Source organism: Jatrophihabitans fulvus (assembly GCF_054781375.1).
This window is the reverse complement of the sequence record NZ_BAAGUN010000001.1, coordinates 1-23,157: the sequence shown is the minus strand read 5'-3', so window position 1 is coordinate 23,157 and position 23,157 is coordinate 1. Positions and strand designations below refer to the sequence as shown.

Genomic DNA, 23,157 nt, shown 5'->3' with positions numbered 1-23,157 from the left:
GTGCGACCGCCCGGCACGGGATCCGAGCGGACGGAGCGGTACATGCGAGCGGTCAGACACCACGTGCACGGCGGACTCGACACCCTGGTGGTCGACGACGTGCCCGTCCCCGAGCCCGGTCCCGGCGAGGCGTTGGTGCGCGTCGAGGCCTGTTCGCTCAACCACCTCGACGTGCTGCAGCGGCGCGGTCCCGCGCTCATCCCCGGTTTCGCGCTGCCGCACACCGCCGGAATGGACGTGGCCGGCGTGGTCGAGGCGGTCGGCAGTGCGGACGGGCCGTTCGAAGTCGGGGCACGGGTCGTGGTCAACCCCGCCGTGCCGTGCGACAGCTGCCCGACGTGCGCGTCCGGACGGGACGGGCAGTGCGCGGCCACCGCGGTCATCGGCGCGACGCGGCCCGGCGGCTACGCCGACTACGTGCTCGCCCCCGTCGCGAACCTGATGCGGGTGCCGGACGACCGCTCGCTGACCGAGGCAGCCGTGCTGCCGACCATCTGGCTGACCGCGCACCACGCCCTGCACGTCACCGGTCGGGCCGCCGCCGGCGAGTCGGTGCTCATCCACGCCGGTGCCAGCGGAGTGAGCACCGCCGCCGTGCAGCTGGCCAAGGCCGCCGGCATGCGGGTCATCTCGACCGTCGGGCGTCCCGAGAAGGCCGAGTACGTCAGCAGGCTCGGCGCCGACGTCGTCATCGACACCTCGAGCGAGGACATCGTCGGACGCGTCCGCGCCGAGACCGACGGCCGCGGCGTCGACCTCGTGCTCGACCACGTCGGGCCCGCCACCTGGGACGCCGGCGTCTACAGCCTGGCGCCGCGGGGGCGTCTGGTGTTCTTCGGCAACACGACCGGGGACACCGTGTCCACCAACATCGTCTACGCCTACCACTTCGGCCTGCAGCTGCTCGGGTCCGACCCGTACGACCGCGCCGAGTTCGCGCCCGTGCTCGAGCAGTACTGGGCGGGCGACTTCGTGACCCCGATCGACAGCGAATTCCCGCTCGTCGAGGCTCGGGCGGCGCAGGAGCACCTCGAGTCGCGGCGCGCCGCCGGCAAGATCGTGCTGCGCCCGTGACGTCCGGCCCGCCCACGAGTCCCGCCCCGGTCTGGGACGTCGTCAACGGCCTCGCCGGCTACTGGGCGCTGAGCGCGGCCGTCGAACTCGGGGTGTTCGACGCGCTCGACCGCGCGCCGGCCGACGCGGCGACGCTCGCCGGCTCGCTCGGCGTGCAGGACGCCGAGGACCTCACGCTGCTCGCGCAGCTGCTCGCCGCGAAGGGCTTCCTCGACACCGACGGCGAGCGGTGGGAGCTGACCCCGGTGGCGCGCCGCTTCCTCGTGTCGTCGTCGCCGGCCTCGATGGCCACGCTCGTGCACCGCTCCCCCGGCCCGCACCACGCCTGGCCCGCGTTGGCGGCCACGCTGCGCACGGGTGTCCCCGAGGGCACGGTGCGCGACGACCTCGAGGCGATGTACCCCGACCTGGTGTCGGCCACGGCGGCGACGCAGTCGGCCGTCGCGGCCGGCGTGGCCCGCGAGCTGCGCGAACGCGGTCTCTGGGACGGCACGGGCACCGTCGTCGACCTCGGCTGCGGTTCCGGCGCGTGGCTCGAGGCGCTGACGGCGTCCGCCCGCGGGGTGGGCGTCGACCTGCCGCACGTGCTGCACATCGCCCGTCCGCGGCTGCGCGGGCGCGACGTGACGCTCGTCGGCGGCGACTACCTCAGCGTGGCGCTGCCGGTCGACACCGCGGACGTCGTCGTGCTCGCCCACGTACTGCGCGCCGAGGACACCCGCCGGGCCCGGGCGCTGGTCGACCGTGCCCTCGGCCTGCTGCGGCCCGGTGGGGTGCTGCTCGTGGCCGACTACTTCCGCCCCGACGACGGCGGGACGGGGGACGAGTACCGCGCCGCCGGGCACGAGCTCACGCTCGCGCTCACCATGCGCGCCTCGACGCGGGGACGCGGCGTCACCGAGGCCGCCCTGGACGGCTGGTGCGCCGCGCACGGCGCACGCACCGCCACGGTCGTCGAGCCCGTCCCCCGCCAGCGCGTGCACGTGCTCGTCCGCGAATCCGAGACCGGAGGAACCGCATGACCCGACCCGCAGACACCGTCATCACGAACACGCTCGTGGTGACCATGGACGACGGCCGCCGCGTGATCAGCGACGGCGCCGTCGCGATCGTCGACGGCGCGATCGCCGCCGTCGGCAAGACGGCCGACGTCACCGCCGAGTGGCACAGCGACGACGTGATCGACGGACGCCGCTTCGTCGTCACGCCCGGACTGATCAACACCCACGTGCACGCCACCGGCGAACCGCTCACCCGCGGCTTCGTGCCGGACGACACCCCGTTCATCGAGAACGTCTTCGAGTGGCTGACGCCGATCCACACGCACTACAGCGAGGAGGACGAGAAGATCTCGGCCCAGCTCGCCGCGCTGGAGATGCTGAAGTCGGGGACGACGACGTTCCTCGAGGCGGGCACCGTCCGCTTCATCGACCCGGTCGTCGAGGGTCTCGGCGAGATCGGCATCCGCGCCCGCGTCGGCCCGTGGGCGTGGGACCAGGTGCAGGACTACGAGGCCCTGCGCATGGACACCGACACCGCCATCGCGACCCTCGAGGACGCGATGAACCGGTACGGGTCCGCCCACGACGGACGGGTCCAGGCGTGGCCGATCATCATCGGCCACACCTGCTGCAGCGACGAGCTGTGGAAGGCGGCCAAGCAGCTGTCGGTGCAGCACGGCACCGGGTTGAGCTTTCACATGTCCCCCGCGGCGATGGACCCCGAGGGCTTCCTCGCCGCGTTCGGGCAGCGTCCGATGGTGCACCTGAACGAGCTGGGGGTGCTGGGCGACAACGTGATCCTGACCCACGCCGTGCACGTCGACGACGAGGAGATCCGGCTGCTCGCCGAGACCGGCACGAGCGTCTCGCACTGCCCGACGACCGCGCTCAAGGTCAGCTACGGCGTCACGCAGATCGGCAAGTTCCCCGAGATGGTCGAGGCCGGCGTGAACGTCGCGATCGGCACCGACGGCAACAACGCGTCCAACTACCACGACCTCATGCGCGCGACGTACCTCGTCGCCGGCCTGTTCAAGGACGCCCGCCGCGACGCGACGATCTTCCCCGCCGAGGACGCGTTCGCCATGGCCACCCGCAACGGGGCCAAGGGCGTGCAGGAGGCGGACACGCTCGGCTCGATCGAGGTCGGCAAGCACGCCGACCTCGTGCTGCACGACACCGACCGTCCGGAGTGGCGGCCGCTGCACAACGTCGCCAACCAGCTCGTCTGGTCGGCGGACGGCCGCGGGGTGCACACCGTCTTCGTCGGTGGCCGTCGCGTCGTCGAGGACTACCGCTGCACCACGCTGGACGAGTTCGACCTGCTCGAACGCGCCCAGCGCGCCGGCGAGGGCATCCGCCGTCGCTCCGGCCTGCCCGACCGGGCCAAGTGGCCCACCGTCTGAATCCCTTATCCGAGAGGAAATCCCATGGCTCAGCTGACCGAACCGCGCTGGACGCACGTGGCCCTGCCCGTCACCGACCTCGACGCCTCGATCGAGTTCTACACCTCCGTCACGCCGCTGGTGCTCGTCACCAAGAACGTCGACGACAACGGCCGCGGCGCGTGGCTGTCGAACAAGGGTCAGGTCGAGACCCCCTTCGTGCTCGTGCTCGCCGAGTTCGAGCCCGAGATCGGCAAGCGCTTCGGCATCGAGCCGGGCAAGAAGGCCACGACGCTCGCGCCGTTCGCGCACCTCGGCATCGAGCTGCCGAACCGCGAGGACGTCGACGCCGTCGCCGACAAGGCCCGCGCCCTCGGCGCGCTCGAGTGGGAGCCGATGGACATGGCCGCCCACATCGGTTACATCTGCGCGGTCAAGGACCCGGACGGCAACACCGTCGAGTTCTCGCACAACCAGAAGGTCTTCGCGACCATCACCGAGCTCTGGGGCTGAGGCCGCCTGCCGACGGCGGGTGGCCGCAGCCGCCCGCCGTCAGGCGAGCGCGACGTCGCGCGGCACGATGCCGGCCGCGGCGAAGTCGTCCGGCAGGCCGAGGTCGCGGTCGACCACGAGCCACAGCCGGACGAGGTCGCGCTTGCGTTCGGGTTCGGGGAAGTCGACGTAGCTCGTCCGCGCGTGCATGACCGTGTAGTTGTTCAGCAACTGGATGTCACCCGGACGGAAGTGCATGTCGAGCACGAACTCCGGCGAGTTGGTGAGCGCGTCCAGGGCGTCGAGCGCGGCGAGCCGCTCGGGCGCGAGCGCGGGGATGTCGGGGTGCCGGCTCGTCGACTCCATGTAGGCGCGGCCGTAGTGGGCGAACAGCCTGCCGCCGCGCTCGGCGAACACGCTGCACTCGAAGAAGCTGCTCATGTCGTCGCCGCTCTTGCGGTCGTGCCACCACTGCTCGTGCAGCAGCGCGGCGGCGGCCGGGTCGCGGCGGACCAGCTCGTCGTGCACGGCCACCGAGCTGACGATGGTGCTGACACCGCCCTCCTTCGCCGGACGGACGCACAGCAGGCCGACGACGTCGGACGAGTCGCAGTGGTAGTCGAGGTGGGTCGCGGTCTGGAACCCGCGCACGAGCGGGTCGCCCGGGTCGACGCCCTGGTTCGTGATGTGCACGAGCAGGTCGTCCTCGGTCTTCTGGTGGATCGGGATGCCGAGGTGCCGGCCGATGCCCCAGTACAGCGTCTCGACGTCGGCCATGGGGAGATCCTCGACGGGCACACCGCGCAGCAGCACGAAGCCGCGGCCGTCGACCACGTCGTCCATCGCGGACCGCAGCACCGGCGCGAGCGTCGGCAGCGGCACGTCGTCCGCGGTGATCTCCCGCAGGGGCCGGCCGCGCACGGCGTCGAGGGCGTGCAACAGCTCGGCGCGGTGGGCGTCGGTGAGTTCGACCTTCCAGTCGTCCCGTCCGGCGATCTCCGGGCCGCGCCAGGCGGCCGGGCCGCCGATGATCGAGGGGGTCATGCCGTACCTCCGGTGTCGAGCAGGGATCGGTAGACGCGGACGAAGCCGGTGAGCTGGTCGAGCGAGAGCACGTCGCGGCGCGCATCGTCCGGGTGTGCGCGACCGCGGGGTCCGAGGCGGACGGTGGGCACGCCCGCGCCGCGCAGCACCACGCCGTCGGTGGTACCGGCCCAGTCGGCGATGCGCCCCGGGGCGCCGAACTCGTCGGTCCAGGCCCTGACCGCGGCGCGCACGACCGGCGCGTCGGCGGGGGTGCCCGCGGCGGCGTGGACGATCTCGTGGTCGACGTCGACGCGGCTGCCGGCCAGCGGCCCGTCGGCGCACGCCGTCGCGAGCGCATATCGGAGGTCGCGGGCGAGTGCGGGCACGTCCGCGCCCGGGACGGTCGCGAGGTACACCCCGACCTCGAGCGCGCCCGGCAGCAGGTCGGGCTTGTCGTGCCACCCGCCGGTGATCGCACCGACGCCGCACGCGGGCCCGACCTGGCCCAGCGGCTCCTCCGTCCGCAAGTAGTTCGCGCGCCAGCGCGCAATACCGTCGAGCACGACGCCGGCGTGCGCCACGAGCCCGCCGACGGGCACCGCGGAGTCGGGGAAGAGAGCGGCGCCGAACGTCCCCGTGACCCTCACGGTCAGGTACGCCGCGCCCGGTTCCTCCCACAGCACACCCGCGGGCCCGCTCTTGGCGACGACCGCGGACGACGGCCGGCCGTGCGTCGCGAGGTGGTACTCGAGCCCGGTGGGTCCGCTGCCGCGGCGGTGCGTGCCCGCGGACGCCAGCAGCAACGACCCGGACCGCGCGCCGGCGAAGGCGACCAGCGCGGCCGCCGCGGGCGCCCGGGCGACGGTGAGCCCGAAGCCGCTGACGTCGTCACCCTCGACACGCAGGGGGCCGACGGCATCGTCTCGCCCACTGACCCACGCGTCGCGGGGCGATCCGTCCAGCGAGGTGTCGAGGTGCGAGTACAGCAACGGCCCGGGACCGTGGCTCGCCACCAGGTTCGCCCCGTGCTCACCGACGGGCTCGATCCGCACGGTGAGATGCGGCCACCGCGCTGCGGCCCAGTCGTGCAGCCGGCGCGCGGTGGCCGCCTCCCGGCCGCGCGGGGAGGGTTCGCGGGCCAGGACCTGCAGCGCGTCGAGGACGTCGGACCTGGTGTCGGCGACGTCCCCGAGGCCGCGGGCGTTCGAGAGGTCGTTCAGAACCGACCCCAGTCGTCCGACGCCGGACGCCACACGTCGATGTTGCGCGGGTCGGCGGGCATGCGACGCGCCCGGTGCGTCTCGTGCTCCTCGGGCGTGAACACGCGGTGCGCGTCGCACAGTTCGAAGCGCGGGCCGAACTTCGTGTCGTGCAGGTAGAACGCGATCGACGTCGACGCCGAGTGGTTGACGATGTCGGACGCGATCGGGGCGCCCTTGTACAGCGCTCGGGCCCGCATGCGCATGACGTGGTCCAGCGACTTCATCGCGAAGCACAGGTGCGCGACGAAGAAGTCGTCCGAACCGCGGTTGAGCGAGATCGCAAGGCTGTGGTGGTAGCGGTCCTCGCAGCGCATGAAGGTGGTCGAGCCGACGACGTGGTCGGACGGCAGGAACTTCAGCACGTCGCGGTAGAAGGCGACCGTCTCCTCGTACTTCGGGGTGACGAGGAACGGGTGCACGAGATCGACCGGGCGGATCTCGACGTGCGGCGCCTCGGCGTACTCCTGGAACTCGGTGAACAGCTCGACGGTCAGCCCGTTCGGGTCCTTGACCGCGAAGCCGTTCTCGCAGAAGCCCTGTTGCCGCTCCTGCAACTCGAGCACCTCGAGGCCGGCGTCGACGACGTACTTCTGCAGCTGCCCGAGCACGTCCTCGCTCTCGACGCTGAAGCCGATCGCGGTGGTGACACCGTCGGTCAACGACGGGTTGTGGATCAGCTCGATCGCGTGGTGCTCGATGTCGGCACGCAGGTAGGCGTAGCTGTCGGTGCGCTGCTCGAGCTGCAGACCCACGTGGTACTGCAGGAACTCGATGGTGGCGTCGAGGTCCGGGACCTCGATGCGCGCGTACTCCATGCCGAACGGGCCGTGCGGACGGGTGCTCACGACTGCTCCCCCTGCTGGGTTGTTCCTCGGTGTGTACTCGTAGGCGGTGATCGCCTGCTGCTCGATCACCGGGCGCCAGACCTCGCGCACGAAGCGTTCGTGCGAGTCGCTGGTCAGGTACGACTGCAGGTCGGCCTCGTCGTCGAAGTCGATCGCCATCGTGTGGGCGAACGTGCGGTCGCGGGTGCTCATGTTGTCGCCGAGCGACCAGTTGCGCATGACCGGGTAGACGTCGGGGAACGTGCGCAGCTGCGCGAGCACGTCCTCGCGGGTGGCGGCGTCGACGTCGTCCTTGAACCGCCACGACAGGGTGTGTCGGATCATTCGATGAACCCCCTAGAGGATGAAGCTCAGCCGGGCGCCGGCGACCAGCGCCTCGTGGCCCAGGACCGAACGGCGCAGGCGGAACCGCAGGCCGTCCCCGGTCACCGCGAGGCGGTGGTCGTAGCGGCCGACGTAGGTGTCGAAGTGGCCGTCACGCGCGCGGTGGACGACGAAGGACGCGCTGACGCGCACCTCGTCCGGCTCGTCGGTCTGGAAGACGCGGACGTTCGACACCAGCCGGTGCGTGCGCGAGTGCGGGTTCTCGGCGTGCGCCTTGCGCGACTTCAGCCGCTTCACGCGGGCCTTGAGCAGGTCCCAGTCGTCGTCGACGAACGAGCCGGTCTCGTGCGGTGACCAGCCCGGCACGTAGTCGGTGGTGGGGATCTCGTAGCGCGCGCCCTCGGCGAACAGCGCGAACCAGCCGTCGTAGTCCCAGGCGTCGAGGACGTCGGCCTCGGCGTAGAGGAAGTCCTCGACCTCGCCGCGGGTGACCGTCCGCCCGGCCACGTCGACGCCGCCGCGCTCGGAGCTCACCGCGGTCATCGGACGTCCCGCCCCTCGAGGAACTTCTCCGGACGGTCGCCGGTCACCGCGAGCGCGTCCTCGTGCCCGACGGCCTTGATCCAGTGCCGCCAGAAGCCGCGCATCGCGCCCTCGTCGATCGAGCGGCCCTGCACGCCTTTGACCTCGTCGACCATGCCACGGGACATGTCGCTGAAGTCCAGCTCCGGCGGCTGCGCGCCGGCAGTGGCCATGATGCCGCGCTGGACGGCCTCGTACGCCTCGATGTCGTCCGGGGTCGCGAGCCCGCCCGGGCCGACGAAGCTGACGACCGTCTTCATGCGCAGCGCGCGGGCGGCCGGTTCCTCGTGGCGCGGCACGAGCTGCCAGGCCCGCACCGACGTCTCGTCCGCGGCGACGGGCTCGAGCTGCCTGATGGACAGCCCCTCGATGTCGAACAGCAGCAGGTTCGGGAAGACGAACAGGATGTGGCTCTCGTCGGCCACGTGGTGCGCGCGCTGCTCGCCGAGCCGCTCGGCCATCTCGGCGCGGTGCGCCTCGGTGCGGACGCGCTCGTCCTCGCCGAAGCGGGGTTCCCAGATCATGCTGATGCGGCCGCCGTGGCCGGTGAGCACGAGCAGGCCGTGGCCGTTGCCGAGGTTGTAGGCGTACTGGTCGTCGTCGGTGACGGCGAACCCGCTCTCGCGCAGATAGCCGACGAACGTGTTGTGCGTGGGCGAGAAGTGGTAGCCGTCCATCGCGTTCTCGACGGCGAGCTTCCAGTTGCCGCGCACGCTGTACAGCTGCGCGCCGGGCAGCGTGGTCATGCCGCCGACGTGCTGCTGCTCGATCATCGTCATGTAGTCGGCGGCGTCGCCCAGGTGCTCGAGCAGCGGGGGCACGTCCGGGTCGAAGCTGACGAAGACGTAACCCTCGTGCACGTCGAGCCGCGCGACGCTGCGCAGCGCCATCAGCGCGCGGAACTGCTCGCTGGACTCGTACGCGTCGGCGTCGGGGATGGACGAGACCGAACCGTCGGTGCGGAACGTCCAGGCGTGGTAGAAGCACTGGAAGTTCTTCGTGTTGCCGCGGGTGTCGCGGCACAGCACGGTGCCGCGGTGCGGACACGAGTTGAGGAACGCGTGCAGCTCGCCCTCGGCGTCGCGCGTGAAGATCAGCGGACGGCCGGCGATCGTGCGCACCAGGTAGTCGTTCGGCTGCGGGATCTCGGTCTCGTGGCCGAGGTAGAGCCAGGTGTGCAGCCAGATCTCGTCCTGCTCCTGGCGGAACAGGTCCGGACTGCGGTACGCCTCCCGGTTGACCCGGAAGGTGTGCTGCTCCCAGTCCTCGACGATCAGTGGTCCCGACGGCGTGCGCTCCGCCATGACGGACATCTGCCCTCTCACAAGTTCCGACGCGTCCGGCGCCACGCCTGGCGTGACGCCATCTCGCATGTCGGTACAGGTTCCCCCAGGGCGGACAGGGGTGTCAAGGGTGCCACGGCGGGACGTCCCGCGGCGTGTCGGGTGCGGGCGGACGGGACGTCCGGCCGGATTTTTGGTTGCCTCGGCACGTATTCGCGCGGCGTCCGGTCACCTATCGTTACGTCGTCGCGCAGGAGGGATGCGCGGCGTCTCCCGAGATTGAGCTGTGAGGTTCGATGGCACCCAGCACCGCGTCCGCCGAAGGGCCGGACACGACGGCACCGACGATCCAGACCGTGCAGCGCGCCGCGCTGATCCTGGGCTCGTTCACGGTCGGCAAGCCGCAGTTGAGCCTCAACGAGATCACCGCCCGGCTCGGCGCCAGCAAGGCGACCGCGCACCGCTACACGAAGGCGCTGCGCGCGGCCAACCTGCTGCGCTACGACGAGCGGACGGCGCTGTACTCGCTCGGGCCGCAGGTACTGACGCTGGCCGCGACCGCGCGCGCCGGCCTGCCCATCGTGGCCGCCGCCGAGCCCTACATGGAGGAGCTCGCGCAGCAGATCAACGAGACGATCGTGCTCAGCGTGTGGGACGGCGAGACGGCCACCGTCGTCCGCTCGGTCGACAACACCGACCACATCATCCGCATCTCGGTGCGCCCGGGTTCGCGCCTGGACCTCACCGCGTCGGCGCAGGGGCGGGTCTTCTGCGCCTACCTGCCCGAGGAGGACGTGCCCTCGCTGCGCAAGGTCACGCGCCGCTCGCCCGAGCTCGTCAAGGAGCTCGAGGAGATCCGCACCCACGGGCTGTCGGTCAACTCCCCCGACGTCAACGGGGTGCGCACGATCGCCGCACCCGTGTTCGAGGGCGAGAAGATCAGCGGTGCCATGGCGGTCGTCGGCACCGCCGTGTCCATCCCGGACGACGTGAACTCGCCGATGGCGAAGGCGCTGTGGGAGTGCGCGAACGCGCTGTCGCAGCGGCTGGGCAACGCCGGCGGGGCCGGGGCCGCGACCGGTTGACCGGGGACCCGGTTGTCGCGAGCCTCGGGGCGCTCAGGAGACAGCAGCGTTTCGTTCGCCGATAGCCCGTCGCACACTCCAGTGCGACGATGACCGTTCCTGCAGTCGTCGTGCGCATGTGCCGGCGCGCGACCATGCCGGGGGCGAAGCCCTCTGTCTCGAGAGCGAGGAACCATGCCGATCAAGCTCGAGAACGTCGCCATCGCCGTCCGCGACCTGGACGAGACCATCGCGTTCTTCACCGACCTCGGCCTCACGGTCCTCGGCCGCGACGAGGTCAGCGGTGAGTGGGCCGACACCGCGGTCGGCCTCGACGGCAACCACGCCAAGATCGCCGTACTTCAGACTCCCGACGGTCAGGGCCAAGTAGAGCTGTTCGAGTACATCCATCCCGACGCCATCGAGACAGAACCGACACGGCCCAACGAGATCGGGATGCACCGCATCGCGTTCTCCGTCGACGACATCGACGAGTCCCTCGCGATCGCGGCCAGGCACGGCTGCTACCCGCTCCGAGGTGTGGCGACCTACGGCGACGTCTACAAGCTCACCTATCTTCGTGGCCCCAGCGACATCCTCATCATGCTCGCCGAATCGCTGCGCAGCGGCTGACGGAGCAGCCGAACGCTGGAAACCGTTGCGTTTCTCGCAACTTTCGATGTCGCACCGTTCGTCGATACTCGGGCGATGGCGACCTACGAGCGCACGAGCGAATTCGAGACAGCGACCTTCTACCGGGCGAGGTTCGGCGGCGCGACGTTCCGGTCGTGCGACCTCAGCGACGTGACGATGCGCGGCGTCGACGTCAGTGGTCTCGACATCGACAGCCACGACCTGTTCTTCGGCAGCCTGTTCGTCAACGGAGTCGACGTGGTGCCGCTCGTCGACGCCGAGCTCGACCGGCGCTTCCCGGGGCGGGAGCTGCAGAGGTCGCAGACGCCGGACGGCCTGCGCGCCGGATGGGCCGCCGTGCAGGAGGCCTGGGCGATGACCGTGGCGAGCACGCCGCCGCAGCTGCGCGACGCCCACGTCGAGGACGAGTGGTCGCTCACCCAGACACTGCGGCACCTCGTCCTCGCGACGGATGCCTGGCTGGGTCGGGGCATCCACCGCATGCCCCAGCCGTTCCACGGCATCGGCCTCATCTTCACGGGCGCCGCGGAGATGGGTTTCGACGTGTCGATGTTCCGGACGGACACGCCGACGTGGGACGAGGTCCTCGCCGTCCGCGCCGAGCGGCAGCAGCAGGTCACCGACTTCCTGGCGTCGGTCACGCCGGAACTGCTCGCCGAGGAGCGCGACAACCCGTGGGGCGGCGGCGAGTGGCATCCCAGCGTGGGTGACTGCGTCCGCGTGATCCTCGAGGAGGAGTGGGCGCACCTGCGCTACGTGCGACGCGACCTGGAGATCCTGTCGGCGGCGGGAGCGTCGAGCACGAGACCACGGCCCGCGTAGGTTCGCGGTCATGATCTCGCTCGAGAAGCGCACCGAGGACGCCCACGGCTCGCTCGTCAACCTGCTCAAGACGCAGCAGAGCAAGGGCATCGACCTGGGCGAACTCACCGCCCAGGTCGAGCTGGTCGTCGACTACTCCGGCAGCATGAAGAAGCGGTTGCGGCCGCAGGGCGGCGAGCCCAGCGAGGTGCAGGTCGTCGTCGAACGCGCACTGGCGCTCGCGCTGTCGGGGCTCGACGACGACGGCGTGGTGCCCGTCCGCTTCTTCCAGGACTTCGTCTTCGACCCCGTGATGATCACGCGCGACAACTACCGCGGCTTCGTCGACGAGTGGACGAAGAAGAACAAGACCGGCGGGACGAACTTCGTGCCCGCGATGCGGGCGGTGCTCGACGCACCGCCGCGCAAGCGCTCGCTGCGCGACCGGTTGTTCGGCCGCAAGCAGGAGCAGCCGGCCGAGGCCGACCTGCCGCCGAAGCTCGTCCTGTTCGTCACCGACGGCGCGCCGAACGACCGCAAGCAGACGGTGCAGCTCATCAAGGAGTGTGCGGACCGTCCGGTGTTCTGGCAGTTCATCGCCCTCGGCCACAAGGCCGACTACGTGCGCAACCTCGACACCATGGAAGGTCGCGTCCTCGACAACGTCGGCGTCGTCGAGTGGGAGCAGACCCAGGACCTCTCCGACAGCGCGTTCTTCGACGCCGTCATCACCGAGTTCTTCACCCAGTGGCTGCCCGAGGCACGCGCGAAGGGCATCACGCGCGTCTGAGCGGGAGATGCGCCGGACGCCGATGCCGAGTCGTGAGGGCTCCGCGTCCCCATACCGACGCCGAGGCATCAAGATCCACGTGCGCAGGGCCAGGTGCGCCGCTTCGTCATGGCCTTGAGGCGCTATACAGACGCCGGGCCATGAAGATCGCGCCCGGGACGGGTTACGGCAGCGGCGGCATCAGATCCGCGCGCGGCGGCACGAAGTAGTCGATGTTCACGCACGGACCCTCGGTGGGCTCGACGTAGTGCTCGTGGCCGCGAGGAACCAGCATGAACGACCCCGCCCGCATGTCGTGGGGCACGCCGTCGACGTAGTAGTTCGCGCGGCCTTGCGCAATGTGCACGAGCTGGTCGAAGTCGTCGTGGCTGTGCGGGTTCAGCGTCATGCCCACCTCGAGCTCGTGGTAGGCGATCATCACCTCGTCGGTGGAGTAGACGCGGCGCTTCACGCCGGGTCGCACCTGGGTGACGGGCAGCTCGTCCCAGTTGACGACCTGGGCGAACAGGCTCTCGTTGCGGGTCATGACTCCCCCTCGGGACGGGCGGCGCCGCGCAGGCCGGCGGCGAGCAGTTGCAGATCCGAACCGACGATCAGGTACCGGGCGTCGGCGAGCCCGAGCGACGGGGCAGCGGCGCGCGTCGGTGCCCAGCCGCCGAAGACGACCCCGGCCTCGGCGGCACCCACGGCGACGTCCGCCACCGCGGCGGCGACGTCCGCGCCCGGGCCCAGATCGACGGTGAGGTCGGTGGTGCCGACGAAGCAGACGTCGAACGCGGCGACGAGGGCGGGCAGCGGGTCGGTGGCCGCCGACTCGATCTGCCCGACGAGAAGCGGCGGAGCGTCCGCCTCGGCGTCGAGGAACGACGCGAGCGTCACCGAGCCGTAGCCCGCGGCCCGGTTGGCCAGGCTGATCGACCGGCGCCCGGCGGGGGCGAAGCGGGCCGCCGCCACCAGCGCGTCGGCCTGCCCCTGACGGGCGAGCATCGACAGCTGCACGCCCACCGCCCCGGCCTCGAGCAGCCGGTTGACCAGTGGCGCGTCGACGTCCGGCACGCGCACGAGCGCGGGCAGGCCGATCGCCTGCGCGTGCCCGACGAGACGTACGGCGTCCGTCGGCGACAGGGTCGAGTGCTCGAGGTCGACGACCGCGAAGTCGAACCCGGCGGCCGCGACCAGGTCGATCACGTCCGGCTCGGACAGCTTCACGAACGTGCCGACGACCCGCCCCTCGGCGAGACGGGACCGGAACCGGCGTCGCAGTTCGTGCACGGGCAGAGCCTAGAGACCGCGCCAGGGCGTGGTCTCGACCTCGACGCCGCCGTGCAGCACGAAGTCGGGCTCGAGACGCGGCGCCTGGATGGTGTTGCCGGCCGCGTCGGGAAGCGTGACCTCGTCGGTCCACGAGACGACGGTGACGTCGGCCCGTCCGCCGACCTCGAGCTTGCCGTAACCCTCGGCGTCGAGGCCGAGCAGCGCGGCGGGCATGACGGTCGCGCGGCGCACGCACTCGTCCAGCGGGGCGCCGAGGGCGACCAGCTTCGAGATGCTGGTCAGCAGGTCGAAGACCGGACCGCGCCAGTTGCGGGCGCTGGTGTCGGACCCGAGGATGTCCGGCAGGAAGCCGTCGGCGATGGCGCGCTTCGCGACCTCGAAGCTGAGGTTGCTCTTGCCGTGGGCCGAGTCGAACAGCACGCCCCGCTCGCGGGCGGCGGTGACGGCGGGCTGCACGAGGTCGCCGTCGAGGATGCCGTGCGGCTTGCCGGTGTAGCAGTGGGCGACGATGTCGCCGGGGCGCAGGTAGTCGAGCACGATCGGCAGCGGCTCGGCCGTCTCGCCGATGTGCAGCATCAGCGGCAGCCGCGCCTGCTCGGCGAGGGCGATCGACTTCTTCAGCAGCGACTCCCACTGCTCGCCGACGACGTCCTCGGAGAGGCGGATTTTGAAACCGCGGACGACGTCCGGGTTCTCGGCCGCGGTCTGCAGCGCGTCGTCGACGACGAGGGTGTCGGGGTTGAGCAGCTCTCCGAAGCGGAAGTCGATCAGGCCGAGCACCGACACGTTGAGGAAGTTCGTCACGCGCAGGTCGTTGCCCTCGACGACGAGCTTGCGGAAGGCGGCGAACGTCGAGGCGCCCGCGGTGCCGGCGTCGTTGGCCGCGACGACGCCGCGGCGCAGGTGCGCCTCGTCCGCCGGGGCACCGACCTTCGAGACGTACTGGAAGATGTGGGTGTGGCCCTCGACGAGGCCCGGCAGCACGGTCTTGCCGGTCGCGTCGACGGTGCGGACGGCGTGGGTGCCGAGGCCGGCGCCGATTGCCGCGATGCGGCCCTTCTCGACGGCGACGTCGAGGACGGCGTTCGTGCCGGAGGCCGGGTCGAGCACGGTGCCGCCGGTGATGACGAGGTCGTAGCTCGTGGGGGTGGGCTCGGACATCGAGTCTCCTCGTTCTGCGACGGCGACGTACGCGTCGGGGTGGGGTCGGTCAGCGGGCGGGGCCGGCGACGGCGCCGGCCACGGGAACAGCGGAAGCGACGGCGGAGGGACGCGCGACGCGGGTGACGAGCGGCAGCACGCCCTCGATCTCGACGCACACCTCGTCGCCGTCGGCGAGGAAGCGGCCGAGGTCCTGACCGGTGCCGGTGGGCGTCCCGGTGAGCACGACGTCGCCCGGCTCGAGGGTGGCGTAGTACGACAGCCGGCTCAGCAGCTCGTCGACGGGGAAGATCATTCCGGCGCTCGTGTCGTCCTGCCGCAGCTCGCCGTTGACGCTGGCGCGCACCCGGATGTCGGCGCGATCGCGCAGCGCGTCCGGGGTGCACAGTGACGGTCCGAGCGGGGTGAACCCGGCGAAGCTCTTCGCGAGGGCGGGGGTGCCCGTGGCCCGCATGACGTCGCGGGCCGTCATGTCGTTGGCGGACGTGATCGCGGCGACCGACGGCCACACCTCGGCGGGCGTCGCCCGGCACAGGTGACGTCCGACGACGATCGCGATCTCGGCCTCGTAGTCGGGTTCGGCCACCAGCTCGGGGATCTCGACGACCGCGCCGGGCGCGCCGACCGACGTGGCGGCGGCGAGGAAGAGGATGGGCTGTTCGGGCAGCGCCCGTCCGGTGCCGGCGGCCTTGGACCGGTAGTTGAGACCGACACCCCACACCGCGCGGGGCCGGCGCAGCGGCGGCAGCAGGTGGGTGCCGGCGAGGGGTCGGCGCGAGACGACCCGGCAACCCTCGAGCACCTTCAGCGAGCCGTGCTCGGCGATCAGGTCACCGAGGTCGTCGCAGGCGGTGTCCAGCAGGACGAACTCGTCCCCCTCGACGCATCCGAGACCACGCTCGGACAGGGCCACCTGCACGCCGAGCATCTTTCAATGCGAGACGACGTCGTGTCAAGCAATACGTTTCAGCATGCGTGACAGCATCACGCGATCAATCTCACGCCAGCTGGCGCTGGACCTCGCCGCTGTCCCAGTAGTCGGTCCGGTGCGCGATCAGACCGTCCGCGACGCGGAACACGAAGACACCGCGGACGGACACCGGACGGTCGCCGGCCGAGCGCAGCACGAAGCTCATCCGGTAGGGCACGGCGGCGCGGTCGCCGTCGACGAGCACCTGCTCGGGCTCGTAGCGCAGCTCGCCGAACTCGGCGAGGAAACCGTCGAGCGCGGTGCGGTACTCGTCGCGGCCGTGCCGGCTGCGCGCGCCCACCGACGTGTGCTCGTTGACGAAGTCGACGGCGACGCTCGCCGCGACCGCGTCGGCGTCGTGTGCGTTGAGGGCGGCCAGGTAGCGCTCGACCGCCGCGCGGGTGGTCAGTCGGAGCCCCAGAGCTTCCGGACGGTCGAGAAGACGCGCTGATCGTGCGAGATCTCGACGACGTTGCCGTCCGGGTCGGTGAGGGCGCAGACGTAGCCGACGACCTCGTTCACGTACTGCGGCTCCCAGTGCAGGCAGCCCAGCTCCTTCGCGGTGGCGGCGATGTCGTCGACGTCCTTGCGCTCCGGGACCTCGACGCCCAGGTGCGCGAACGGCTTGAGCAGGCCCAGCTGCCCGCCCTTGTCCTTGTTGAACGACACGAGCACGAGCACGAACGGCGTCTCGATCTGCTTGTCGTTCGACAGCCACGCGCTCTCGCCGTCGGCGTCCTGGAAGCGCTCGACCACGACGAGCGGTGTCAGCTTCGTGTAGAACTCGATCGACTTGTCGAGGTCGCCGACGGGCAGCGCGATGTGGGTCCAGCGCATCGAGGTCAGGCCGGTCACGGGGTCCTCCAGGACGGACGGGTGCAGTGTGGCCCGAAGGGTATGCGCCGGCGCGCGCGCCCGTCGATGTGCCGCGGGCACATGCCGTCGCGCGCGCGTCCGTGCCAGGCTCGGCGCCATGCGATACCGGAAGCTGGGCCGTACGGGCATCGAGGTCAGCGAGCTGTGCCTCGGGGCGATGATGTTCGGCGCGTGGGGCAACACCGACGAGTCCGAGTGCCACCGCATGGTGCACACCGCCCTCGACGCGGGCGTGAACTTCGTCGACGTGGCGGACATCTACGCGTTCGGCGAGTCGGAGGAGATCCTCGGCCGCGCCCTGAAGGGCCGCCGCGACGACGTGGTGCTCGTGTCTAAATTCCACAACCCGATGCCGGGCGAGGAACTCGACCGCAACCGCCGCGGCAACAGCCGGCTGTGGATCACCCGCGCCGTCGAGGACAGCCTGCGCCGCCTCGGCACCGACCACCTCGACGTGTACCTCGTCCACCGCCCGGACGCAGACACCGACATCGACGAGACCCTCGGCGCGCTCACCGACCTCGTCCGCTCCGGCAAGGTCCGCGCGATCGGCACGTCCAGCTTCCCGGCCGAGCAGATCGTCGAGGCGCAGTGGACCGCGCGCGAGCGCGGCCGCGAACGCTTCACCGTCGAGCAGCTGTCGTACTCGGCGCTGGCTCGCCACGCGGAGGCTGCCGTGCTGCCGACCGCGCAGCGTCACGGGCTCGGGGTCATGGTGTGGAGCCCGCTCAACGGCGGCTGGCTGAGCGGCAAGTACCGCAAGGGCAGCGACCCGGCCGGCGACTCGCGCGCCTCGACGAACCCCGACCACTTCGACTTCGCCGACGCGGCCGTCCGCGAACGCAAGCTCGACGCCGTCGAGTCCCTGACCGAGGTCGCGCACGACGAGGGCTGCACGCTCATCGAGCTCGCGCTGCGCTTCGTGCTCGCCCACCCGGCGGTGACGTCCGCGATCATGGGCCCGCGCACGCCGGCGCAGCTGGAGGGTCAGCTCGGCGCCACGGACGCCCCGCTCTCGTCCGAGGCGCTCGACCGCATCGACGCGATCGTGCGGCCCGGGTCGGTGCTCAACCCGCGGGACGTCGGCTGGGACCCGCCGGAGCTGCTGGACGCCTCGCTGCGACGCCGCTGAGCTCGAACGCCGCCTCGACGGCGGACGCTGCCGCCAGCAACCGCTGGTCCTCCCCGCGGCGGCCGACGAGCTGCAGCGCGAGCGGCAGCCCGTCCGCCGTCGTGCCGATCGGCACGGACACCGCCGGGTGGCCGGTGAGGTTCCAGTACGTCGCGTGGACGGCGAAGAACTCGCCGCTGGGGAAGAAGTCGTCGAGGCGGTCGTAGGACGGCGCGGCGATCGACGCCGTCGGCGTGACGAGCACGTCGACCGTGGCGAGCAGGTCGTCGACGGCGTCGCGTGCCGCGCGCCGCAGCCGCTGCGCCTGCACGTAGTCGGCGGCGCCGACGAAGGCGCCCAGCGTGAACGTGCCGCGGCTCGCCGGCAGGTAGTCGTGCCACCTTCGGACGAGGCCGTCGCGGTGGTACGCGAAGGCCTCGGACAGCGTCGTGACGATCGACGCCGCCTGCATCTCGGCGTACCACGGCAGCGTCGTCCGCCGCACCCGCGCGCCGGCCGCCCCGAGGGCTCCGACCGCGCGGGCGAACGCCCCGGGCTGGTCCGGGTGGCGCGGTGCGGCGGGCCCGTCCGCCAGCGGGTCCACCGCGATCTGCAGGCCGTCGAGCGGGACGGACGTCCGGTCGTCGCGCCCGGTCAGCGCGGCCAGTAGCAGCGCGCAGTCGGCGGCCGTGGCCGCGAGCGGGCCGACGTGGTCGGTGCTCCACCCCATCGGGACCACGCCGTCGACCGGCACGAGCCCGTACGTCGGTTTCAGCCCCACCACGCCGCAGAACGCCGCAGGCATGCGGATGCTGCCGCCCGAGTCGGTGCCCAGGGTTGCCGCGACGACGCCCGCGGCGACCGCGCCGGCGGAGCCGCCGCTGGAACCGCCCGTCCACCGGCTCGGGTCGGCCGGGTTGCGCGGCGCCGGCAGGTCGGGGTCGCGGACGGGGTCGGCCGGACCCATGCCGTACTCGGACGTCGCCGTCTTGCCGAGCACGATCGCGCCGGCGGCCCGCAACCGGGCCACGGCACCGGCGTCGCCGCGGTGGGTCCAGGTGCAGGCGCGACTGCCCGCCGCGGTCGGTCCGTCCGCGGTCGCGATCAGGTCCTTGACGGCCAGCGGGACGCCGCCGAGCGGGCCGACCTCGTGACCCGCGCGCCGACGCGCGTCGAGCGCCGCGGCGGCGGCGAGCGCGGTGTCGTCGAAGCGCCGGGCGAACAGCTGCAGGTCGGCGACCGCGTCGGCCCGCTGCAGCGCGCGCCGGACCAGCTCGACCGAGGTGACACGGCCCGCCGCGAGCGCGGCGACCTGGTCCTCGAGGCTCACGCGGGCAGGGTCAGCGGCGGGACGTCGTCGAGCTCGAGCTCGAGCAGCGACTCGCACATCGCGCGCACCGTGTCGTGGGCGGCGAGCAGGGCGTCACGTTCATCGCTCGGAATGTCCAACCCGACGGACGCGAGCGCCTGCTCGCCCGGGGTCACACCGACCCGCGCTCGAACGGTTTGGCGAGGGCCGCGGGTTCTCGCTGGGAGGTCGTGAACAGCACCATGGCCAGCAGCGCGAGCAGGTAGGGCGCCGCGATGAGCAGCTGCGTGTTCAGCTGGTAGCCGATCGCCGGGAGCGCGAGCCGCAGCGCGTCGCTGAGCCCGAACACCAGGCAGCCGACCATCGCCCGGCCCAGGCGCCAGGAACCGAAGATGACGGCGGCGATGACGATGTAGCCGCGGCCGGCGGTCATGTTGGCGTTGAACGAGCCGACCTCGCCCACAGCGAGGTACGCGCCTCCCATGCCCGAGCACGCGCCGCACCACAGCAGCGCCTGCCGGCGGCGCTTGTTGACCTTGATGCCGGTGACGTCGGCGGCCTGCGGGTTCTCGCCCACCGCGCGCAGCTCGAGTCCCCAGCGACTGCGGGCGATGAGCCACCACGTCAGGGGTATCAACCCGAGCAGCAGGTAGGCGGGCCATCGTTCCTGGAACAACGCCTGGCCGACCACCGGGATGTCGCGCAACCCGGGGATCGACACCTGCGTCACCTGGTGCGACGTGAACGTGCTCGTCGTGATCAGGTAGCTGGTCAGGCCGAGCACGAGCGCGTTGAGCACGAGGCCCACGACGAACGTGTTGATCTGCGCGCGGTGCGACAGGTTGCCGTGCACGAAGCCGATGACCAGGCCGGTGACCACGCCGGCCACGAGGCCGAACGTCGCGCTGCCCGAGGCGCTCGCCGTCGCGACGGACGTGAACGCGGCGCTGAGCATCATCGCCTCGATCGAGATGTTGAGCGTGCCCGCCCGCTCGGCGAGGTACTCGCCGCACGCCGCGAAGGCGAGCGGGATGGTCAGGCGCATGCCGCTCGCGAGGATGGTCGAGCTGTCGTCGACGAGGCTCATGCGGCCACCTCCTTGCTGGTGGGGACGCCGGCGGTCGCGACGGCGGGCACGCGTCCGGCGCGCCGGGCCAGCCACGAGCCGACCAGCACGGGTGGGGCGACGAACGCGAGCACGAGCAGCGACTTGATGACGTCGACGAGGAAGTACGGCAGGCCGTTGGACGAGAGGAAGTCGCCGCCCGCTCGCAGCACGCCGAACACGACGGCGACCGGTATCGCCACCACCGGGCGGTTGCGGGCGACGAGGGCGACGAGCAGGCCGTCCCAGCCGACGTTGTCGGACAGGCCCGCCTGCATGCGGTTCGTGCCGATCGGGCTCGTGAGCAGCACGCCGCCGGCGAGGCCGGCGAACGCGCCGGAGATGGCGAGCGCGAGCCCCGACAGCGCGGCCACCCGCACGCCCGCATGCCTGGCCGTGAGCGGGTTCAGGCCGGTCATGCGCAGGCGGAAACCCCAGCGGCTGCGGGTGAGGATCACGCCCGCACCGATCGCGCCGAGCAGGGCGATGAACAGGCCGGTGTTGAGCTGCAGGTCGGGGTACTGGCCGAACGTGGCGAGCTGACCAGCCTTGGGCAACGGATTGCTGACGTTGCTGGCGATGCCGGACGAACCCTGGGCGGTCTCCTGCAACAGCGACTGCTGGCTGACCGCGTAGTCGACCAGCTGGATGGCCACGAAGGTCATCAGCAGCGTGCTCACCGCGACGTTGACGTTGCGGAAGCGGTACGCCAGCGCGCTCAGGAACGCCCAGAGCGCGCCGCCCGCCGCGGCGAAGAGCAGCACGACGACGACGAGCCACGGTCCGGGCAGGGCGAGCCGCAGGCCCGCCCACGCACCGGCCAGGCCGCCGATGAGCACCTGCCCCTCCTGCCCGATGTTGAACGTGCCGGCGGTCGCGCACACGCACGTCCCCGCCGCGACGAGCAGCAGCGGCGCCGCGTTCAGCAACGTCGTCGACCAGCCGGCGGAGTTGGCGAGGCTGCCGTTCCAGATCGCGTCGAGCGCGTCGACGGGCGAGCCGCCGGTCGACGCGATCAGCACGGACGACAGCGCGGCGGCGATCACGAGCAGCACGGCCGTGAGCGCGAGCGTGAGCCAGCCGCTGCGCCCGACCTGCAGCCGGGCGAGCGCGCGCCGGCCGGGGTCCCGGTCGTGGCGGGCGGCCTGGTCGTCGAGCTTCGGCGGCGTGGTGACGTCCTGGGTGGCGGTCATGCCGCCTCACCTCCCACCAGCATGCCGAGGCGCTCGGGTGTCGCCTCGGCTGTGCTCGTCGTGCCCGCGAGCCGTCCGGACGAGATCACCGCGATCCACGACGCGAGGGCCATGACTTCCTCCAGCTCGGTGGAGATCAGCAGGACGCCGACCCCCTCGGCCGCCACCTTGCGCAACCGCGTGTACATGTCCTCGATGGCCCCGACGTCGAGGCCGTGCGTCGGTTGCGCCGCGACGAGCACCTTGGGCGAGCCCGACAGTTCCCGCGCGAGCACGAGCCGCTGCTGGTTGCCGCCGGACAGGCTGCGCACCGGCGTCTCCATCGACGGCGTGACGATGTTGAACTCCTTGGCGAGTTCGCGGGCGCGCTGGTACATCGCGCGCCGGCGGACGAACACGCGTCCGCTGAGGTCGGGCAGCGCCTTCATGGCCAGGTTCTCGGCGACGCTCATGTCCAGCACCACGCCGCTCTGGTGACGGTCCTCGGGCACGATGCCCAGACCGGCGGACGCGAGCGCGCCCGGACGGCTCGGGTCGACGGTCTCGCCGGCCACGGTCACCGAGCCCGACGTCGGCGCCACGAGCCCGGACAGCACGTCACCGAGCGTCGCCTGGCCGTTGCCCTCGACGCCGTACAGGGCGACGATCTCGCCCGCGCCGACGCGCAGGTTCAAGCCGTCCAGCAGCCGCACGCCGCCCTGGTCGACGACGATGTCGCGCAGCTCGAGCACCGGGGGCAGCGCCGCGTGCGTGTCGTCCGACTGCTTCGTCACGACGGTCGCCTCGACGGGCAGCAGGCCCAGCGCGGCGGCCTCGGAGCGCAGCGAGACGTCCCGGCCGACCATCTGCCGGGCGAGCTCCTGCGAGGTGGTGTCGGCCGTCCGGGCGTGGAAGGCGACCTTGCCCTGCCGCAGCACGGTCACCTTGTCGGTGGCGGCGGTGACCTCGGCGAGCTTGTGGCTGATCAGGATGACCGCGCGACCCTCCTGCTGCACCACCCGTCGCAGCACCGCGAACAGCTCCTCCGACTCCGCCGCGGTGAGCACCGAGGTGGGTTCGTCGAGGATGAGGATCTGCGGGTCGCGGCGCAGGCACTTGATGAGTTCGACGCGCTGGCGCTCGCCCGCCGACAACCGGTCGACCCGGGCATTCGGGTCGATGGGCAGGCCGTAGCGGGCGGCGACCTCGGACACGCCCTTGCACACCGCGGCCTTGTCGACCTTGCCGGTGTCGCCGAGCGCGACGTTCTCCCACACCGAGAGCGCGTCGATGAGGCTGAAGTGCTGGTGCACCATGCCGATGCCCAGCTCGGCCGCCTCCTGCGGGTCGGCGAGGTCGACCTCGCGGCCCCGGACGGCGATCGTGCCGGCGTCCCGTCCGACGAGGCCGAGCAGCACCTTCATGAGCGTGGACTTGCCGGCACCGTTCTCCCCGAGCAGGCCGTGGATCTCGCCGGCGTCGACGACGAGATCCACGGCCGAGCAGGCCGTGACCGGACCGTAGTGCTTGGTGATGCCACGCAGTTCGAGAACGCGTGCGGTGTCGGTCATGGCTGCGCTCATTTCCTTGCGGTG

General features: G+C 71.7%; 25 protein-coding genes. 9 read left to right on the top strand and 16 right to left on the bottom strand.

Translation table 11 applies throughout. The annotated features are described in order from the left end of the window. Nucleotides 1–42: 42 nt before the first annotated feature. From ACYVP9_RS00125 to ACYVP9_RS00110, 4 genes are read left to right on the top strand one after another with little or no spacing between them, the layout of a single operon-like run. Nucleotides 43–1,074, top strand: a complete 1,032-nt coding sequence (locus tag ACYVP9_RS00125) for a zinc-binding dehydrogenase (RefSeq protein WP_460602653.1) — start codon at nucleotides 43–45, stop codon at nucleotides 1,072–1,074. Further along, entirely contained in the window at nucleotides 1,071–2,096 is a 1,026-nt protein-coding gene (locus ACYVP9_RS00120; protein WP_460602652.1) for a methyltransferase family protein, read from the top strand. Before ACYVP9_RS00125 ends, ACYVP9_RS00120 begins: the two co-directional genes overlap by 4 nt. Beyond that, nucleotides 2,093–3,481 carry an amidohydrolase family protein gene (locus ACYVP9_RS00115; RefSeq protein WP_460602651.1) on the top strand — a complete coding sequence of 463 codons (1,389 nt, stop codon included), beginning with the start codon at nucleotides 2,093–2,095 and terminating at the stop codon, nucleotides 3,479–3,481. Before ACYVP9_RS00120 ends, ACYVP9_RS00115 begins: the two co-directional genes overlap by 4 nt. A 24-nt stretch (nucleotides 3,482–3,505) precedes the next feature. Beyond that, complete coding sequence (locus tag ACYVP9_RS00110) at nucleotides 3,506–3,973, top strand: VOC family protein (RefSeq protein ID WP_460602650.1); 468 nt, start codon at nucleotides 3,506–3,508, stop codon at nucleotides 3,971–3,973. 39 nt (nucleotides 3,974–4,012) lie between these two features. Here the strand turns inward: ACYVP9_RS00110 and ACYVP9_RS00105 are convergent, their stop codons facing one another. Genes ACYVP9_RS00105 through ACYVP9_RS00085 form a run of 5 tightly spaced genes read right to left on the bottom strand, consistent with a single transcriptional unit; the run spans nucleotide 4,013 to nucleotide 9,295 of the window. Then, complete coding sequence (locus ACYVP9_RS00105) at nucleotides 4,013–4,996, bottom strand: TauD/TfdA family dioxygenase (protein WP_460602649.1); 984 nt, start codon at nucleotides 4,994–4,996, stop codon at nucleotides 4,013–4,015. Further along, nucleotides 4,993–6,231, bottom strand: a complete 1,239-nt coding sequence (locus ACYVP9_RS00100) for a hypothetical protein (RefSeq protein WP_460602648.1) — start codon at nucleotides 6,229–6,231, stop codon at nucleotides 4,993–4,995. The genes ACYVP9_RS00105 and ACYVP9_RS00100 overlap by 4 nt, the downstream gene beginning before the upstream one ends. Next, a complete protein-coding gene (locus tag ACYVP9_RS00095; RefSeq protein ID WP_460602647.1) occupies nucleotides 6,195–7,409 on the bottom strand; it encodes a Dabb family protein in 1,215 nt (404 codons plus the stop codon). Before ACYVP9_RS00095 ends, ACYVP9_RS00100 begins: the two co-directional genes overlap by 37 nt. Nucleotides 7,410–7,421: 12 nt before the next feature. Next, nucleotides 7,422–7,952, bottom strand: a complete 531-nt coding sequence (locus ACYVP9_RS00090; RefSeq protein WP_460602646.1) for an aromatic-ring-hydroxylating dioxygenase subunit beta — start codon at nucleotides 7,950–7,952, stop codon at nucleotides 7,422–7,424. Further along, entirely contained in the window at nucleotides 7,949–9,295 is a 1,347-nt protein-coding gene (locus ACYVP9_RS00085) for an aromatic ring-hydroxylating oxygenase subunit alpha (RefSeq protein ID WP_460602645.1), read from the bottom strand. Before ACYVP9_RS00085 ends, ACYVP9_RS00090 begins: the two co-directional genes overlap by 4 nt. A gap of 275 nt (nucleotides 9,296–9,570) precedes the next feature. Between ACYVP9_RS00085 and ACYVP9_RS00080 the strand changes: the two genes are divergently transcribed. From ACYVP9_RS00080 to ACYVP9_RS00065, 4 genes are all read left to right on the top strand, one after another. Next, the gene (locus ACYVP9_RS00080; protein WP_460602644.1) at nucleotides 9,571–10,359 is read left to right on the top strand and encodes an IclR family transcriptional regulator; all 789 of its coding nucleotides are present in this window, start codon (nucleotides 9,571–9,573) and stop codon (nucleotides 10,357–10,359) included. 174 nt (nucleotides 10,360–10,533) lie between these two features. Further along, complete coding sequence (locus ACYVP9_RS00075) at nucleotides 10,534–10,971, top strand: VOC family protein (protein WP_460602643.1); 438 nt, start codon at nucleotides 10,534–10,536, stop codon at nucleotides 10,969–10,971. A 75-nt stretch (nucleotides 10,972–11,046) separates the two neighbouring features. Next, complete coding sequence (locus ACYVP9_RS00070) at nucleotides 11,047–11,814, top strand: DinB family protein (protein WP_460602642.1); 768 nt, start codon at nucleotides 11,047–11,049, stop codon at nucleotides 11,812–11,814. Between the two features lie 10 nt (nucleotides 11,815–11,824). Next, complete coding sequence (locus tag ACYVP9_RS00065; RefSeq protein WP_460602641.1) at nucleotides 11,825–12,583, top strand: vWA domain-containing protein; 759 nt, start codon at nucleotides 11,825–11,827, stop codon at nucleotides 12,581–12,583. A gap of 163 nt (nucleotides 12,584–12,746) precedes the next feature. Here ACYVP9_RS00065 and ACYVP9_RS00060 read toward each other — a convergent pair whose 3' ends face one another. The 6 genes from ACYVP9_RS00060 to ACYVP9_RS00035 form a co-directional block, all read right to left on the bottom strand. Next, entirely contained in the window at nucleotides 12,747–13,109 is a 363-nt protein-coding gene (locus ACYVP9_RS00060) for a cupin domain-containing protein (protein WP_460602640.1), read from the bottom strand. Next, nucleotides 13,106–13,855: an HpcH/HpaI aldolase family protein gene (locus ACYVP9_RS00055; RefSeq protein ID WP_460602639.1), complete on the bottom strand. Its 750-nt coding sequence runs from the start codon at nucleotides 13,853–13,855 to the stop codon at nucleotides 13,106–13,108. Before ACYVP9_RS00055 ends, ACYVP9_RS00060 begins: the two co-directional genes overlap by 4 nt. A gap of 9 nt (nucleotides 13,856–13,864) precedes the next feature. Continuing rightward, entirely contained in the window at nucleotides 13,865–15,019 is a 1,155-nt protein-coding gene (locus ACYVP9_RS00050) for an amidohydrolase family protein (RefSeq protein WP_460602638.1), read from the bottom strand. A gap of 49 nt (nucleotides 15,020–15,068) precedes the next feature. After that, nucleotides 15,069–15,938 carry a fumarylacetoacetate hydrolase family protein gene (locus ACYVP9_RS00045; RefSeq protein ID WP_460602637.1) on the bottom strand — a complete coding sequence of 290 codons (870 nt, stop codon included), beginning with the start codon at nucleotides 15,936–15,938 and terminating at the stop codon, nucleotides 15,069–15,071. Between the two features lie 79 nt (nucleotides 15,939–16,017). Beyond that, entirely contained in the window at nucleotides 16,018–16,398 is a 381-nt protein-coding gene (locus ACYVP9_RS00040) for a nuclear transport factor 2 family protein (RefSeq protein WP_460604252.1), read from the bottom strand. Further along, nucleotides 16,395–16,826, bottom strand: a complete 432-nt coding sequence (locus ACYVP9_RS00035) for a VOC family protein (RefSeq protein ID WP_460604251.1) — start codon at nucleotides 16,824–16,826, stop codon at nucleotides 16,395–16,397. Before ACYVP9_RS00035 ends, ACYVP9_RS00040 begins: the two co-directional genes overlap by 4 nt. 136 nt (nucleotides 16,827–16,962) lie before the next feature. On the opposite strand from ACYVP9_RS00035, the gene ACYVP9_RS00030 reads away from it, so the two are divergent. Further along, nucleotides 16,963–17,997 carry an aldo-keto reductase family protein gene (locus ACYVP9_RS00030; RefSeq protein ID WP_460602636.1) on the top strand — a complete coding sequence of 345 codons (1,035 nt, stop codon included), beginning with the start codon at nucleotides 16,963–16,965 and terminating at the stop codon, nucleotides 17,995–17,997. On the opposite strand, the gene ACYVP9_RS00025 is transcribed toward ACYVP9_RS00030, so the two are convergent. From ACYVP9_RS00025 to ACYVP9_RS00005, 5 genes are read right to left on the bottom strand one after another with little or no spacing between them, the layout of a single operon-like run. After that, entirely contained in the window at nucleotides 17,933–19,306 is a 1,374-nt protein-coding gene (locus ACYVP9_RS00025) for an amidase (protein WP_460602635.1), read from the bottom strand. The genes ACYVP9_RS00030 and ACYVP9_RS00025 overlap by 65 nt on opposite strands. After that, on the bottom strand, nucleotides 19,303–19,461 hold the full coding sequence (locus ACYVP9_RS00020; protein WP_460602634.1) for a hypothetical protein: 159 nt from the start codon (nucleotides 19,459–19,461) through the stop codon (nucleotides 19,303–19,305). Before ACYVP9_RS00020 ends, ACYVP9_RS00025 begins: the two co-directional genes overlap by 4 nt. Beyond that, nucleotides 19,458–20,372: an ABC transporter permease gene (locus ACYVP9_RS00015; protein WP_460602633.1), complete on the bottom strand. Its 915-nt coding sequence runs from the start codon at nucleotides 20,370–20,372 to the stop codon at nucleotides 19,458–19,460. The genes ACYVP9_RS00020 and ACYVP9_RS00015 overlap by 4 nt, the downstream gene beginning before the upstream one ends. Beyond that, complete coding sequence (locus ACYVP9_RS00010; RefSeq protein ID WP_460602632.1) at nucleotides 20,369–21,583, bottom strand: ABC transporter permease; 1,215 nt, start codon at nucleotides 21,581–21,583, stop codon at nucleotides 20,369–20,371. The genes ACYVP9_RS00015 and ACYVP9_RS00010 overlap by 4 nt, the downstream gene beginning before the upstream one ends. Continuing rightward, nucleotides 21,580–23,133: an ABC transporter ATP-binding protein gene (locus ACYVP9_RS00005; RefSeq protein WP_460602631.1), complete on the bottom strand. Its 1,554-nt coding sequence runs from the start codon at nucleotides 23,131–23,133 to the stop codon at nucleotides 21,580–21,582. Before ACYVP9_RS00005 ends, ACYVP9_RS00010 begins: the two co-directional genes overlap by 4 nt. Between the last annotated feature and the right edge of the window lie 24 nt (nucleotides 23,134–23,157).

Excerpts from the sequence above, each read along its gene's own strand:
- ACYVP9_RS00095 (WP_460602647.1), bottom strand. The coding sequence starts at position 7,409 with ATGATCCGACACACCCTGTCGTGGCGGTTCAAGGACGACGTCGACGCC.
- ACYVP9_RS00050 (WP_460602638.1), bottom strand. The coding sequence starts at position 15,019 with ATGTCCGAGCCCACCCCCACGAGCTACGACCTCGTCATCACCGGCGGC.
- ACYVP9_RS00005 (WP_460602631.1), bottom strand. The coding sequence starts at position 23,133 with ATGACCGACACCGCACGCGTTCTCGAACTGCGTGGCATCACCAAGCAC.
- ACYVP9_RS00070 (WP_460602642.1), top strand. The coding sequence starts at position 11,047 with ATGGCGACCTACGAGCGCACGAGCGAATTCGAGACAGCGACCTTCTAC.
- ACYVP9_RS00010 (WP_460602632.1), bottom strand. The coding sequence starts at position 21,583 with ATGACCGCCACCCAGGACGTCACCACGCCGCCGAAGCTCGACGACCAG.
- ACYVP9_RS00030 (WP_460602636.1), top strand. The coding sequence starts at position 16,963 with ATGCGATACCGGAAGCTGGGCCGTACGGGCATCGAGGTCAGCGAGCTG.
- ACYVP9_RS00110 (WP_460602650.1), top strand. The coding sequence starts at position 3,506 with ATGGCTCAGCTGACCGAACCGCGCTGGACGCACGTGGCCCTGCCCGTC.
- ACYVP9_RS00125 (WP_460602653.1), top strand. The coding sequence starts at position 43 with ATGCGAGCGGTCAGACACCACGTGCACGGCGGACTCGACACCCTGGTG.
- ACYVP9_RS00060 (WP_460602640.1), bottom strand. The coding sequence starts at position 13,109 with ATGACCCGCAACGAGAGCCTGTTCGCCCAGGTCGTCAACTGGGACGAG.
- ACYVP9_RS00065 (WP_460602641.1), top strand. The coding sequence starts at position 11,825 with ATGATCTCGCTCGAGAAGCGCACCGAGGACGCCCACGGCTCGCTCGTC.
- ACYVP9_RS00115 (WP_460602651.1), top strand. The coding sequence starts at position 2,093 with ATGACCCGACCCGCAGACACCGTCATCACGAACACGCTCGTGGTGACC.
- ACYVP9_RS00090 (WP_460602646.1), bottom strand. The coding sequence starts at position 7,952 with ATGACCGCGGTGAGCTCCGAGCGCGGCGGCGTCGACGTGGCCGGGCGG.
- ACYVP9_RS00015 (WP_460602633.1), bottom strand. The coding sequence starts at position 20,372 with ATGAGCCTCGTCGACGACAGCTCGACCATCCTCGCGAGCGGCATGCGC.
- ACYVP9_RS00075 (WP_460602643.1), top strand. The coding sequence starts at position 10,534 with ATGCCGATCAAGCTCGAGAACGTCGCCATCGCCGTCCGCGACCTGGAC.
- ACYVP9_RS00080 (WP_460602644.1), top strand. The coding sequence starts at position 9,571 with ATGGCACCCAGCACCGCGTCCGCCGAAGGGCCGGACACGACGGCACCG.
- ACYVP9_RS00085 (WP_460602645.1), bottom strand. The coding sequence starts at position 9,295 with ATGGCGGAGCGCACGCCGTCGGGACCACTGATCGTCGAGGACTGGGAG.
- ACYVP9_RS00105 (WP_460602649.1), bottom strand. The coding sequence starts at position 4,996 with ATGACCCCCTCGATCATCGGCGGCCCGGCCGCCTGGCGCGGCCCGGAG.
- ACYVP9_RS00035 (WP_460604251.1), bottom strand. The coding sequence starts at position 16,826 with ATGCGCTGGACCCACATCGCGCTGCCCGTCGGCGACCTCGACAAGTCG.